General features: G+C 62.5%; 11 protein-coding genes. 7 read left to right on the plus strand and 4 right to left on the minus strand.

Translation table 11 applies throughout. The features are described 5' to 3' along the window. Positions 1–25: 25 nt before the first annotated feature. Positions 26–1,315, plus strand: coding sequence for a serine/threonine transporter (locus ACIPL0_RS17825; RefSeq protein WP_400592118.1), 1,290 nt, complete (start codon positions 26–28; stop codon positions 1,313–1,315). Between the two features lie 158 nt (positions 1,316–1,473). Here the strand turns inward: ACIPL0_RS17825 and ACIPL0_RS17830 are convergent, their stop codons facing one another. Continuing rightward, on the minus strand, positions 1,474–2,919 hold the full coding sequence (locus tag ACIPL0_RS17830; protein ID WP_400592115.1) for a flavin-containing monooxygenase: 1,446 nt from the start codon (positions 2,917–2,919) through the stop codon (positions 1,474–1,476). 317 nt (positions 2,920–3,236) lie between these two features. On the opposite strand from ACIPL0_RS17830, the gene ACIPL0_RS17835 reads away from it, so the two are divergent. From ACIPL0_RS17835 to ACIPL0_RS17855, 5 genes are all read left to right on the plus strand, one after another. Then, positions 3,237–4,178, plus strand: a complete 942-nt coding sequence (locus tag ACIPL0_RS17835; protein WP_400592112.1) for a diguanylate cyclase domain-containing protein — start codon at positions 3,237–3,239, stop codon at positions 4,176–4,178. A 377-nt stretch (positions 4,179–4,555) separates the two neighbouring features. Then, positions 4,556–4,732, plus strand: a complete 177-nt coding sequence (locus ACIPL0_RS17840; protein WP_400592110.1) for a hypothetical protein — start codon at positions 4,556–4,558, stop codon at positions 4,730–4,732. 227 nt (positions 4,733–4,959) lie between these two features. Further along, positions 4,960–5,961 (plus strand): GlxA family transcriptional regulator, encoded by a 1,002-nt coding sequence (locus tag ACIPL0_RS17845; protein ID WP_400592107.1) that lies wholly within the window; start codon positions 4,960–4,962, stop codon positions 5,959–5,961. 193 nt (positions 5,962–6,154) lie between these two features. Further along, complete coding sequence (locus ACIPL0_RS17850) at positions 6,155–7,357, plus strand: NAD(P)/FAD-dependent oxidoreductase (RefSeq protein WP_400592104.1); 1,203 nt, start codon at positions 6,155–6,157, stop codon at positions 7,355–7,357. Between the two features lie 72 nt (positions 7,358–7,429). Further along, a complete protein-coding gene (locus ACIPL0_RS17855) occupies positions 7,430–8,887 on the plus strand; it encodes a mechanosensitive ion channel domain-containing protein (protein WP_400592101.1) in 1,458 nt (485 codons plus the stop codon). Positions 8,888–8,929: 42 nt separating this feature from the next. Here ACIPL0_RS17855 and ACIPL0_RS17860 read toward each other — a convergent pair whose 3' ends face one another. Both ACIPL0_RS17860 and ACIPL0_RS17865 read right to left on the minus strand, forming a co-directional pair. Next, entirely contained in the window at positions 8,930–9,724 is a 795-nt protein-coding gene (locus ACIPL0_RS17860) for an SDR family NAD(P)-dependent oxidoreductase (protein WP_400592099.1), read from the minus strand. Between the two features lie 211 nt (positions 9,725–9,935). Continuing rightward, entirely contained in the window at positions 9,936–10,814 is an 879-nt protein-coding gene (locus tag ACIPL0_RS17865) for a LysR family transcriptional regulator (protein WP_400592096.1), read from the minus strand. Between the two features lie 215 nt (positions 10,815–11,029). Here ACIPL0_RS17865 and ACIPL0_RS17870 point away from each other — a divergent pair, with 215 nt between their 5' ends. Beyond that, positions 11,030–11,806: a DeoR/GlpR family DNA-binding transcription regulator gene (locus ACIPL0_RS17870; RefSeq protein WP_400592093.1), complete on the plus strand. Its 777-nt coding sequence runs from the start codon at positions 11,030–11,032 to the stop codon at positions 11,804–11,806. A 180-nt stretch (positions 11,807–11,986) separates the two neighbouring features. Here the strand turns inward: ACIPL0_RS17870 and ACIPL0_RS17875 are convergent, their stop codons facing one another. Beyond that, positions 11,987–13,462, minus strand: a complete 1,476-nt coding sequence (locus ACIPL0_RS17875) for a diguanylate cyclase (RefSeq protein WP_400592090.1) — start codon at positions 13,460–13,462, stop codon at positions 11,987–11,989. Positions 13,463–13,750: the final 288 nt, after the last annotated feature.

Below are 13,750 nucleotides of genomic sequence, written 5' to 3' on the forward strand. Positions count from 1 at the left end.
CACCGGCAACGGAGACCACGACCGGATGAATGATCAGGCCAACAGCGTCGAACAACCCCTCGACGCCGCGCCCGCAAGCGTGACTTCCAGCATGACCAAATGGCAGCGCCAGGACACCACCTGGATGCTCGGGCTGTTTGGTACCGCCATCGGCGCAGGGACGCTGTTCCTGCCGATCAACGCAGGCATCGGCGGCTTCTGGCCGCTGCTGATTCTCGCCGTACTGGCGTTCCCCATGACCTTCTACGCGCACCGTGGCCTGACCCGTTTCGTGCTGTCCGGTCGTGAAGGCGCCGACATCACCGACGTGGTCGAGGAGCACTTCGGCAAGAAGGCCGGTGCGCTGATCACCCTGCTGTACTTCTTTGCGGTGTTCCCGATCCTGCTGATCTACAGCGTGGCGCTGACCAATACCGTCAGCAGCTTCATGGAGCACCAGTTGCACATGCAGCCGCCGTCCCGTGGCCTGCTGGCGTTCATCCTCATCGTCGGCCTGTTGGCGGTGGTGCGGTGCGGCGAGCAACTGATCGTCAAGGCCATGAGCCTGATGGTTTATCCGTTCATCGTCGCGTTGCTGTTCCTGGCGATGTATCTGATCCCGCACTGGACCGGCGGCATCCTGAGCACCGCAACCAGCGTACCGGCGCCGTCGGCACTGCTGCACACGCTGTGGCTGGCGATTCCGGTGATGGTGTTCTCGTTCAACCACTCGCCGATCATCTCGGCCTTCGCCGTCGACCAGCGTGCGCAGTACGGCGAGCAGGCCGAGCGTCGCAGCGCGCAGATCCTTTCCCGCGCGCACCTGCTGATGGTGGTGATGGTGCTGTTCTTCGTGTTCAGTTGCGTGCTGACCCTGTCGCCGGAGCAACTGGCTGAAGCCAAGGCGCAGAACCTGTCGATCCTGTCGTACCTGGCCAACCACTTCAGCAACCCGACCATCGCCTTTGCCGCGCCGCTGATTGCCTTTGTCGCGATCACCAAGTCGTTCCTCGGCCACTACATCGGGGCCAGCGAAGGCCTGAAAGGTCTGGTGCTGAAAGCCGGTCATCGCCCGGCGCCACGCACCCTGGACCGTCTGACTGCAGGCTTCATGCTGGTGGTCTGCTGGCTGGTGGCCACGCTCAACCCGAGCATCCTCGGCATGATCGAAACCCTCGGCGGCCCGGTGATCGCCGCGCTGCTGTTCCTGATGCCGATGTACGCCGTGCGCAAGGTTCCGGCGATGCGTCAGTACGCAGGCAAGCTGTCCAACCTGTTCGTCGTGGTGGTCGGTCTGGTATCGATTTCGGCGCTGGTGTACTCGTTGTTGCCTTGATGAGCCACGCCAGGCCTGCCACCGCAGGCCGTTCTTGATTCTGGCCGAAGGCCGTGGGAGCCGGCTTGCTGGCGAATGCGTTGAGTCAGTCAGTGAAGATGTGTCTGATCTATCGCATTCGCCAGCAAGCCGGCTCCTACAGCGTCATGAGGCGAGTTTTACTTGATGATGTGATCCCGCCGCTTCAAGCGGCGGGTCATCCACCAGAAGCTGCAACTGAACCCCGGAAACATCGCCACCACGGTGCCGCTGCGGTTCTGATACCAGCTGCGGCAACCGCCCCAGTGCCACACGGTCTTTCTCATCTCGCGGTGAATCATCTCCATGTAGCGCGCTTCCGCCTCCGGGCGCACTTCAATGCTGTGCAACTTTTCCCGCCTCACCGCGCCGATGCAGGCCATCACGTAGTGCATCTGCGCCTCCAGCATGAACAGCGCCGAGGTGTGCCCGGTGCCGGTGTTCGGCCCGGCCAGCAGAAACAGGTTGGGAAAGCCCGGTACGCAGGTGCCCTGATAGGCGCGGGGGAATGGCTGCCAGACGTCGCTCAGCCACGTTCCGTCGCGGCCCTGGACTGGGTAGGGGATGGGCTGTTCGGTGGCGTCAAAGCCGGTGGCCCAGACAATCAGGTCCAGATCGACATGGGTGTGGCTGACGGTGACGATGCCGGATTCGTCCAGTCGGGCGATGGCTTCGGTGTGCAGGGTCACGTTGTCCTGCGTCAGCGCCGGGTACAGCTCGCTGGACAGCACCACCCGCTTGCAGCCTAGGGTGAAGTCGGGCGTCAGCCGACGGCGCAGAGCGCTGTCGCTCACCTGTCGCGCCAGATGGCGGCGGGCCATGCGTTCAACCAGGGCAATGCCGGCTTTCGAGTATTTGAAGCCGATCACCCGGCTTTCCTGAGTCAGATAAACCCAGTTGCGCAGCAGCCGATACACCGGCGGCCAACTCAATAACCAGCGCTCGAAAGCGCTGAAATCCTGATCGGGCCGTGGCAATACCCAGTGGGCGCTGCGCTGGAACACATGCAGTTCGGCCACTTGGCCAGCCAGCGCCGGAATGATCTGCGCGGCGCTGGCGCCACTGCCCACCACCGCCACCCGCTTGCCGCGCCAGTCGACCTGATGATCCCAGTGATTGCTGTGAAAGCTGGCGCCGCGAAAGCGTTGCATGCCGTCGAAGGTCGGCAGCTTCGCCTGGCTCAACGGCCCGCTGGCGTTGATCACGAAATGGCTGTGGAAGATGCCTCGGCTGGTGTGTACGGCCCATTGTTGCGTTTCGTCGTCCCAGACCAGCCCGTCGACCTGGGTGCTCAGTTCGATCCGGCTTTCCAGGGCGAAGCGTTCGATCACATGGTGGGTGTAGTCGCGCAGTTCGGCCTGCCCGGCATACAAGCGTGTCCACGGATAAGGCGCGCTCGACAGCGAATAGAGCGGCGACGGAATATCCACCGCCGCGCCGGGGTAGGTGTTCTGGCACCAGGTACCGCCGTAGAACTCGCGCCGCTCCAGCAGACGAAAATCATCGATACCGGCCTTGAGCAGATTGATCGCTGCGCATTGACCGGCGAAGCCACTGCCGATGATCAACACCTGATAGCTGTGCATGAAGGCCTCGTATGAGCGGTTTCCCGACATCTGTAGGAGCTGGCTTGTCCTGCGACCTGGCGCGAAGCGGCAGCAAATTCGGTAAATGCGCTGAATCTGGTACACCGCATCCGTCGATTCTACGACTGCTGCGCAGCCGGTCGCGGGACAAGCCGCGCTCCTACAGGGCGGCGTGGTTTCAAGCAAGGGTCTGTGAGTTATAGCTGCAAGGCCACCAATCGTCCGGAAAGTCCCGAATGCCATCCCTTCGGGTCTTGCACCGCACCGATAGCGGCAACATGCTGTCGCCACCTTTTTCCTGCGGAATGTGGTCGACCATGAGTGATGAAGCGCTGCCCTCCGGCACTGACAGCGATGTCTACAAAACCCTGCTCGAATCGACCAAGGCGATTCCCTGGCGCATTGACTGGCAAAGCATGACCTTCAGTTACATCGGCCCGCAGATCGAGGCATTGCTGGGGTGGGAGCAGGGCAGTTGGGTCGGCATCAATGACTGGGTCGAGCGCATGCACCCGGATGATCGCGATTATGTGGTCAACTTCTGCGTGTCGCAGTCCAAGGCCGGGGTCGATCACGAAGCCGATTACCGCGCCCTGACCAAGGACGGCGACTACGTGTGGATTCGCGACGTGGTGCATGTGGTGCGCAAGGACGGCGAGGTCGAGGCGCTGATCGGTTTCATGTTCGATATCAGCGAGCGCAAGAAGACCGAAGAACACCTGACGCGCCTGCAGAAACAGCTGGAGACGTTCTCTTACCAGGACGGCCTTACCGGCATCGCCAACCGGCGCATGTTCGACACCGTGCTGGAGCGCGAATGGCTGGCGGCGCAGGAGAGCGGCCAGCCGCTGTCGCTGATCATCCTCGATATCGACTACTTCAAGCAGTACAACGACCTCTACGGCCACATCAAGGGCGACGAAGCGTTGCGCACCGTCGCCAAGACCCTGTCCCAGGCGGCTAACAATCCGGGTGATTTCATCGCGCGGATCGGCGGCGAAGAGTTTGTCTGGCTGCTGCCGCAGACGTCTCAGGACAAGGCGCGACAAGTGGCCGAGAAATGCATGCAGCTGGTCCGCCAGCAGCAGATTCCCCACGAACACTCCGCCGTGTCACCGCTGCTGACGTTGAGCCTGGGCGTGGGCACTACCGTGCCAACGGCAGGACAGACGGCGCTGTCGTTCATCGAGCAGGTCGACGGCCTGCTGTATCACGTCAAGCGCAATGGGCGAATGCGTGCGGAGTACGGCGAGTTTTGAGCTGAGGTTGATGGCACAAATTCTGTGGGAGGGAGCCCTGCTCGCGAAGGCGGTGGGTCAGCCACCACAAAAAACCTGTAGGAGTGAGCTTGCTCGCGATGGCGATGGGTCAGTCAGCAAATGGGGATCAGGGAAATCGCTATCGCGAGCAAGCTCACTCCTACAGGTCGTTCCGCATTTCGGCCGTAGGAGCGCGCTTGCCCGTGAAGGCGTAGTGCCAGACACCATTGATGCGTCTGATCCGCCGCAATCGCGGGCAAGCGCGCTCCTGTAGTGGGTTTGTGACCAGCGGGTCGCGAATCGACGAGTGGTTCACGAGTCTGGTCTATAGTCACTCGGCGCTTGTGGCGCACATCTTTGGACAGGGAGGCTCAAACATGGCTGACAAATCCGTTGTATCGGCGAGCACTGACATCATCGACTCGTCCGTTTCCTTCAAACCGACCGACTTTCCCCGTATCGGGCGAGCCAGGGCGGAGTCAGACAACTTCGAGCTGCGCGAACTGAAACCCTGGTTCACCCTGGTGGACGACGAGGAAGAAGAGGAGGAATAGACACCTTGATACCGCCGAGAAAGACCAGGGGTGTCACGGCAGTGCGCCTCTGGTCATCCAAACTTCTTGCAGCGTTCTGCTGCGATCATCTTTGAAAAAATCTGTTTGTGACTGAATTGCCCGGGCATTTGTCCCGATCGGCAGCATGTCTTCGCGACCTGCAAATAGCGCTGGAGCGGTTTGCCACTCGCCGGGCACAATAGTGTTTTTCCGGGGAATTCACGTCCATGACTCGCGCAGCGCTCGCACCGTTCAATCGTCCGCGTACGGTTCTGTTCGTGGCGTATCCGCAAATGGGGCTGCTCGACCTGACGGGCGCACAGACCGTGTTCTGGGCCGCGACCAAGGCCATGAACGAGCGCGGCCTGCCCGGTTATGAACGGCCCACCGCCAGCATGCTCGGCGGCCTGACCACCACAGCCGAAGGCGTCTGCGTGGACACTGTACCGCTGTCCTCGTTTGCCGGCGAACCCATCGACACCGTCATCGTCCCCGGCGCACCGGAGATCCTCAAGGCGCTGGAAAACAACAACGACCTGACCGACTGGCTGGCGTGGACCGCGCCCCAGGTACGGCGCACGGCATCGGTGTGCAGCGGCGCGTTTCTGCTGGCCCAGGCCGGGTTGCTCCACGAGAAGCGCGTGGCGACCCACTGGGCCATGTGCGACATGCTCAAGTCGCGCTTTCCTAGCGTGGACGTCGATCAGGACGCCATTTTCATCCAGCAGGACATGGTCTGGACCTCTGCCGGTGTCACCGCCGGCATCGATCTGGCGCTGGCGCTGGTGGAGTCCGACTGCGGGCGCGACGTGGCGATGCAGGTGGCCCGCGAACTGGTGGTGTTCATGAAGCGGCCTGGCGGGCAGTCGCAGTTCAGCGAAATGTTGCAGTCGCAGATGCAGGACGGCGACACCTTTGCCGGCTTCCATGTCTGGCTCACCGAAAACCTGCATCGCGAAGAACTGGATGTCGAAGCCCTGGCCCGGCAGGCCAACATGAGTTCGCGCAATTTCAGCCGGGTGTACAAGCAGAAGACCGGACGCAGCCCGGCCAAGGCGCTGGAGATTTTTCGTCTGGAAGCGGCGCGGCGGCTGCTTGAAGACTCCGACCGCAACATCGACCAGATCGCCGGTGCCTGTGGCTTTGGCGACGAAGAGCGCATGCGCGTGACCTTCCAGCGCCATCTGGCGACCTCCCCACGAGATTACCGCAGCCGTTTCTCCCGCTGACTGCCCCTGTTTCACCGCCCTTCGTCTGGCCTGATTTCAGGGTTTTATGTCGTTTACCGCCCGGTGGCGGTGTTCCTAGTATTCATGACGATGATTCGCGCTTTTTCTGAAGGGGCGGCACGTAGCGTGCGGCCCGTTTTCGGCTGCACGGACGCTTTTCGAATTTTTTGAAACATGCCCGGAGCACATAACAATGAAACAGAACATTCTGGTTGTCGGTGCTGGTTTCGGTGGGGTCTGGAGCGCTTTGAGCGCGGCCCGTCAGCTTGATCTCAACGACCGTGACGACGTGCAGATCACGGTCCTCGCGCCCCAGGCGGAACTGCGCATCCGCCCACGTTTCTACGAACCCAATGTCCATGAAATGAAGGCCGATCTGCAGGCGCTGTTCGATGCCACGCGCATCGACTTCGTGCAGGGCAGTGCGGACAGTATCGATGTCGACGGCAAGTCGGTCGGCTACGCCCGTGCCGATGGCAGTCGCGGCTCGCTGTCGTATGACCGTCTGGTGCTGGCCACGGGCAGCCGTGTGCTACGACCGAACCTTGAGGGTGTGGCCGAGTACGCTTTCGACGTCGACACCATCGAGGCGGCCGCGCACCTGGAACGTCATATCAACGCGCTGGCCGACCAGCCCGCATCGGCAGCCCGCAACACCGTCGTCGTGTGCGGCGGCGGGTTCACCGGTATCGAGACAGCCACGGAAATGCCTTCACGGCTGCGTGCCGTGCTGGGACAGGATGCCGACATCAAGGTGATCGTGGTCGAGCGCGGGCCGAAGATCGGCGCGGCGTTCGGTGAAGGCATCAGTCCGTCGATTGTCGAAGCCAGTGCCGATCTGGGCGTGGAGTGGCGGGTGGGTGCAAGCGTTGCAGCGGTGGACGCCAATGGCGTGACCCTGGCCGATGGCAGCCACATCGAATCGAACACCGTGATCTGGACGGTCGGTTTCCGAGCCAGCAGCCTGACCGAGCAGATTCCGGCCGAGCGTGATCCGCAAGGACGGCTGTTCGTCGACGCCAATCTCAAGGTGGTGGGGCAAGACGCGATCTACGCCGCGGGCGACACGGCCTACGCCGCCACCGATGACCTCGGCAACTATGCCGCGATGTCCTGCCAGCATGCGATTTCCCTGGGGCGGCACGCCGGCAACAACGTCGCCGCCGACCTGCTCGGTGTCGCACCGCAAGCCTACAGCCAGCCGAAATACGTGACCTGCCTGGACTTGGGCGAGTGGGGCGCGGTGTACACCGAAGGCTGGGACCGTCAGCTCAAACTGGTGAGGGAGGAGGCCAAGAACCTCAAGCAGCAGATCAATTCGGTGTGGATCTACCCGCCTGTGGCCGAACGTGCCTCGGCACTGGCGGCGGCCGATCCGTCGATTCCGGTGGCCTGATCACAACGGCCTGAACGTCGCCTGCCCCGGTTTGTCCGGGGCAGGCTTTTTTGTCTGTGGCGGGAATCGCTCATGGTTGAAATTCCGCAAATCGTTGCGCTGATTGCCGGCTTCGTGGTGATCGCGGCGGACTTGCTGTTCTGGCACCTCACGCCGTCGCTGCGGCTGCTGCGCCGCACGCTGGGGCGGGTGGCGATCTTTCTGCTGTTCAGTTGGCTGATCATCGCCATCGGCATCAGTCCGTTGCAGGCCTCGCCCTGGTCCACCGATGAAGTCGCGCTGAACATGCTCAGCACCGTGCTCGGTGTGCTCTGGTGGCTGTTTGCCGCGCGCACGGTGACGGTGGTCATCAGCGCCATGTTTTTCAGCCGTGTCGAGCACGGGGCGCGGCTGTTTCAGGACATCATCGGCGCCGGGATCTTCCTGATCGCCATCGTCGCCGCAGCCGGTTATGTCCTGCAGTTACCAGTCAAAGGCCTGCTGGCGACCTCCGGCGGCATGGCAATCGTCGGCGGTCTGGCGCTGCGCAGCACGTTGAGCGACCTGTTTTCCGGAATCGTGCTCAACACCACCAAGCCTTATCAGGTCGACGACTACGTGCAGATCGACAGCATCGAAGGCCGGGTGGTCGACATCGACTGGCGGGCCACCCACCTGATGACCTCGATGGGCAGCATGGCGGTGATTCCCAACTCCATCGTTGCCAACGCCAAAGTGCTCAACCTCAGCCGTCCGGCCGATGTCCACGGTGTCAGCATCCGTCTGCAGGTGCCGGCCCATGTGCGGCCTGGGCGGGTGATCGAGGCGCTGGAGCGGGCCATGCAGGGCACGCGGCTGTTGCTGGCCTCCCATGCGCCGAAAGCCTCGGTGAAGAGTTCGACCCTCGACTACATCGAATACGAAGTGCGCGGTTTCATCGCCTCGCTCAGTCAGCACACCGAAGTCAGCAATCAGCTGTTCGATCTGGCCCACCGCCACCTGGAGGCCGCCGGCATCAAGCTCGGCAATCTGCCGCAAAACCCGAGCGCACAAAGCTCGGCGGCGCAAGACTGGACGCGCCAGCGGCTGTTGCTGGAGGAGGTGAAGGTGTTCCGCTCGCTGAGCAGCGTGCAGCGCGATCAGTTGGCGCAGGACATGCGAGCGGTCGAATACCACGCCGAGCAGGTCGTGCTGGAACTGCACGAGGTGGCCGATTCGCTGATGATCATCAGCACCGGGGTGATGTCCCTGGCCGTGCATGACGGCGAGCGTCTGCTTGAAGCCACGCGCATGGGGCCGGGTGAAGTGCTGGGCGAGGAGGGCATTCTGGCCGAGGGGCGCTCGCGCGGGCAGTTCCGCTGTATCACCGGTTGCGTGCTGTTCCGCATCGACAAGGCGACCTTGCGCAAGCATCTGGAAAACGGTGGTGAATTGCAGGCGGCGCTGAACAAGCTGCAGCTGTACCGGCAGGGCGTGCGTCAGTCGCTGTTGTTGCAGAAGCCGGTGGCGATCAAGAAGGGTGGATTCTTGCGCTGGTTGAAAAGTGCCTGAGGCGGCGGGGCGGCCTGGGCCACCCCGCACGCACTGACGGAGTCAGACGATGGTGTCGACCACGCCGCCATCGACGCGCAGGGCGGCGCCGGTAGTGGCCGAAGCCTGTTTCGACGACACGTAGACCACCATGTTCGCCACTTCCTCGATGGTTGCAGCGCGGCGGATTAGCGAGGTCGGACGGTGCTGCATGACGAAGTCGGCGGCGCTGTCTTCCAGCGACTTGCCGGTTTTCGCCACTTCATCCTTGAGCATTTCGGCCACGCCTTCGGACAGGGTCGGGCCCGGCAGCACCGAGTTGACGGTCACGCCAGTGCCGGCCAGGCGCTTGGCCAGACCACGGGAAACCGAGAGGTTGGCGGTCTTGGTGAAGCCGTAGTGGATCATGTCCGCCGGAATGTTCACGCCCGACTCCGAGGAGAGGAACACGATCCGGCCCCAGCCGCGTTTGGCCATGTCGTCGGCATAGGCACGGGACAGGCGCACGCCGGACATCACGTTGACATCGAAGAAGCGCTGCCAGACGTCGTCCGGGGTGTCGAAGAAGTCTTGCGGGCCGTAGATACCGACGTTGTTGATCAGGATATCGACCTGCGGCACCGCCTTGACCAGCGCTTCACAACCGGCAGCATTGCCGACATCGGCGGCCACGCCGCGCAGGCGGGCACCGGGCACTTCCTGTTGCAGACGGGCGATGGTGGCCTCGACGGCGTCCTGTTTGCGGCCATTGATGATCACCTCGGCACCGGTTTCGGCCAGGCCTTTGGCGATGGCATAGCCAATGCCGAGGGTGGAACCGGTAACCAGTGCGGTCTTGCCTGTCAGATCGATTTTCATATCGGATGTCTCCGTTGAGTTCGAAGAAGATGGAGTGCTGAAATCAGCTTGGGTTCAGGCTACGGCAAATCGACTTTTCGATAATCGGCTGGTGATTCAAAGGACTCTTCGATGGGGTCGAAGAATGCTGAAGCTGTGTCGCATCGTTCGTAGCAGTCCGGCTTGCCGGCGGTGGCGTATTCAAGGTCGCTACCGCCGGCAAGCCGAACTGCTACAGATGCTTCACCAGGTACTCGATCAACGCCGCCACCCGCCGCGAACCCTGGCGGCTGTCGGGGTAGACCGCATACAAATTCATGTCGCCCCAGGCGTAGTCGTCCAGCACGGTTTCCAGGCGTCCGGCGCGGACGTCATCGGCAATGTCCCAGTCGGACTTGGACAGCACGCCGACGCCGTCCACTGCCCAGTGCCGGAGGATCTCGCCATCGTTGGCGCTGCGGTCGCCGCTGATCTTCACCACCAGCGGCGCACCGTTGTCGCTGAACTTCCAGTTGCGCATCGGGGCGTCTGGGCGTGACAGCACCAGGCAGTTATGCCGCTCCAGTTCACGCGGGTGTTGCGGCCGACCCATCCGCTCCCAATAAGCCGGCGCTGCGCTGGTGGTGCGTCGGCCACTGATCAGCAGGCGCGCCCGCAGTCGCGAGTCTTTCAACGGCCCGGTGCGCAACCCCACGTCGAAACCGTATTCCACCAGGTCCATCGCGGTGTCGGTCAAGAATAGCTCCACCTGCACGCCCGGATGCTCGGCCATGAAACCGGTGACCAACGGTGCGATGCGGCGGCGGCCAAAGTCATTGGTGGTGGTCAGGCGGATCGGCCCGGTCAGTTCGCCGCTGCCGGCCACGTCATCGAGCAGGGCGTCCATTTCCTGCAGCAGCCGTCGGCAGTCCTGCAACAGACGCTCGCCCTCGGCGGTCAGCGACAGACGCCGCGTGGTGCGGGTGATCAGTCGTGCGCCGACGCGCTGCTCCAGTTGTTGCAAGCCCAGCGTTACCGTGGACGCCGACACCGCCAACGCCCGGGCCGCTGCCGACAGGCTGCCTTCTTCGGCGATATGGACGAACAGGCGCATGAGTTCCAGCTGATTCATGAAAGGCGGTTCTTCTTTGTGGGAGCGAATTCATTCGCGAAGCGGTGTTCCAGACAATACATGCAGGTCGGCTGAAATGCCTTTCGCGAATGAATTCGCTCCCACAGGGATCTTCGTCCCATCATTGATACGTAGGCGAGGTTTGACATCCTGTTCGCTCGCCACGCATGCTTCTGCTCGTTTTTGATCGATTCAGCGAGATGTCGAGGAGCGTCATGTCTGCCAGTCCCGAAGCGTTTCCCGGAGAGCGTCAACGTTTGATCACCGAGCGGCTGGCCGCCAAAGGGCGAGTGATTGCCGCCGATCTGGCGGCTGAGTTCAACGTCTCCGAGCATTCGATCCGTCGCGACCTTGGTGCGTTGGCGGCGGCGGGGCTGTGCAAGCGCGTCTACGGCGGGGCGATTTCCCTGGCCTCGGACGGTCCGCTGACCGCGCGCATCGAACACGAACCGAGCCGCAAGCACTCGCTGGGTGTGGCCGCAGCCGGGCTGATCGGCGCCGGTCAGCATGTGTTCATCGACGGCGGCTCGACCAACCTGGCCATCGCCCGCGCCCTCGACCCGCAGATGCCGTTGACCGTCACCACCAACTCGCCGCTGATTGCCGTGGAGCTGATGAAACTGCCGGCGGTGGAGGTGATTCTGCTCGGTGGCCGCTTGAGTCCGGTGGCTGGTAGCACCTATGGCTTCACCACGATTCAGCAGGTGAGCCACTTCAATTTCGACCTGAGCTTCCTCGGTGCCTGCGCGCTGGATGCGGTCAAGGGCGTGACCGCGTTCGACATGGACGTGGCCGAGTTCAAGCGCGCCGTGGTCGCCCGCAGCGGTCAGGTCGCCGTGGCAGTGATCAATCAGAAGCTGGCGAGCATCGCCCATTACCATGTGGCCCCCTGCGAAGAAGTCGGTGCGCTGGTGGTCGAGCACGACGCACCCGCCGACCGCCTGGAACTGTTTCGCGGCAAGGTGGCGCAGGTGGTGGTGGCGAAGCCCTGACCGGCGCGTCTCGAGACGGAGGGCTGTCTCGCCCCTGTAGGAGTGAGCTTGCTCGCGATGCGTCTGTTCCGGCGCTTGGATGCTGATTGCCAGGGCCAAATCGCGAGCAAGCTCACTCCTACAGATCTTGGGCAAAGGGTGGGTTGATGGCGGACACCAATCTTGCCGCAACAGCTTTGCTCAACCCGCCACCGTACGGTTGCGCCCCTCATGCTTGGCCGTGTACAGCGCCGCATCGGCGCGTTCGATAAACGACTCCATGCTTGAACATTCCCCGGCCTGACAGCCGTACACGCCGAGGCTGATGCTGACGATGCCGGCCGGGTTGCTGCGGTGTTCGATGGCTCTTGCCAGCACGCTCAGACGGATTTTCTCGGCCAGGGTAAACGCACCCTGAGCATCGCTGTAAGGCAGGAACACGGCCATTTCCTCACCGCCATAACGCACCGCCAGATCGCCGGTGCGGTTGAGGTTGCTGCGGATGCAGTCGGCCACGCTGGCGATGCATTTGTCGCCGGCGACATGGCCATAGGTGTCGTTGTAGCTCTTGAAGAAATCGATATCGATCATGATCAGCGCCAGCGGGTGCAGGTTGGTCTGATCGTTGGCGAATTCCAGACAGAGGATCTCCTGAAAATGCCGACGGTTGGCCAGGCCCGTGAGGCTGTCCTGCAACGCCAGTTTTTCCAGCGAGTGGGTGGCAATGCGCAGCTGCGATTCGGCATTGAGGCCGAAGCGGATCTGCTGGAACAGCAGCACCCCGAACAGTACGTTGGCCACCAGCACGCAGAGAATGATCGCCAGTGAGCGCCAGGCGAACTGGCGCCATTCGTCCAGCACCTCCGGCTCCGAGAGACCGGCCAGGGCCACCAGCGGATAGCGGTCCAGGCGTTTGTAACCGTACATGCGCAACTCGTGGTCGAGCACCGAGCGCACCGTCGCTGTGCCTTCGTAATGGTCCTTGAGGTAAACGCGAAACAGCTCGCCATCGGCAATCGACGCGCCGTGGACGTTCTCCAGCATTGGCCGGCGCGCCAACACCATGCCGTCGGCCATCGCAAGGGTGATCACGCCGCGCTCGCCGATGTCGAAACGGTCGAAGAAACGCTCGAAGTAGGCCAGATCGATGGTCGCCAGTACCACGCCAGCGAAGTTGCCGGCCGAGTCGTTGACCCGCCGCGACAGCGGAATGATCCAGTCGCCGGTGGTGCGGCTGCGAATCGCCTCGCCGATATGCGGCAAGGTGCTGTCGATGTCCCGATGAAACTTGAAGTATTCACGGTCGGCGTTGTTGGCATTTGGCGGCATGTGGTTCATCGAGGTGGCCGCCCAGTTGCCGTCCTTGTCATAGATGAACAGGCCCTGGATCTGCTCGACGCTGGCGGCGGTGGCACGCAGGAAATCATGCATGCGCGAACTGCTGGCAGCGCCGAAACCGTCGTAGGACAGCCGCTCGACGATCCCGGCCACGGGAATGTCGGCCTGATCGAAGGTGTCGTCGGCTTGCTGGGCAATCGAACGCGACAGGTTGGCGACCGTGGTGCTGGCGGTTTCCAGCTCGTGAATGCGGGTCTGGCGCAGCTGCCATAAGGTGATGCTGCCGATGGAAAGACACACCAGCAGAATGGAGATGCCCGCCAGCCAGAGCACGGGCATGCGTTTCAGACGTCGGTGCCGGGCGCCGAAGTCTGGTCCTTCTATTTGTCTCAAGCCTTGTCCCCAATGACGTCTACGATTCGGACCTGCCAGTGTGACGAACCTGGCGAGGGTTCTGGCACACGGCTTTCGCAACTACGACCGTCTGACACAGAGCGTAGGACAAGGACGGAAAATTTGGAGGGAAAAATCTGTGGCTGTCGTTTGGCCCCTGTAGGAGTGAGCTTGCTCGCGATGCGCCCGTCCAGACACATTGATGTTGATGGGCAAGACCCAATCGCGAGCAAC

This window comes from Pseudomonas sp. NPDC090208 (assembly GCF_044746785.1).
Taxonomy (GTDB): Bacteria; Pseudomonadota; Gammaproteobacteria; order Pseudomonadales; family Pseudomonadaceae; genus Aquipseudomonas.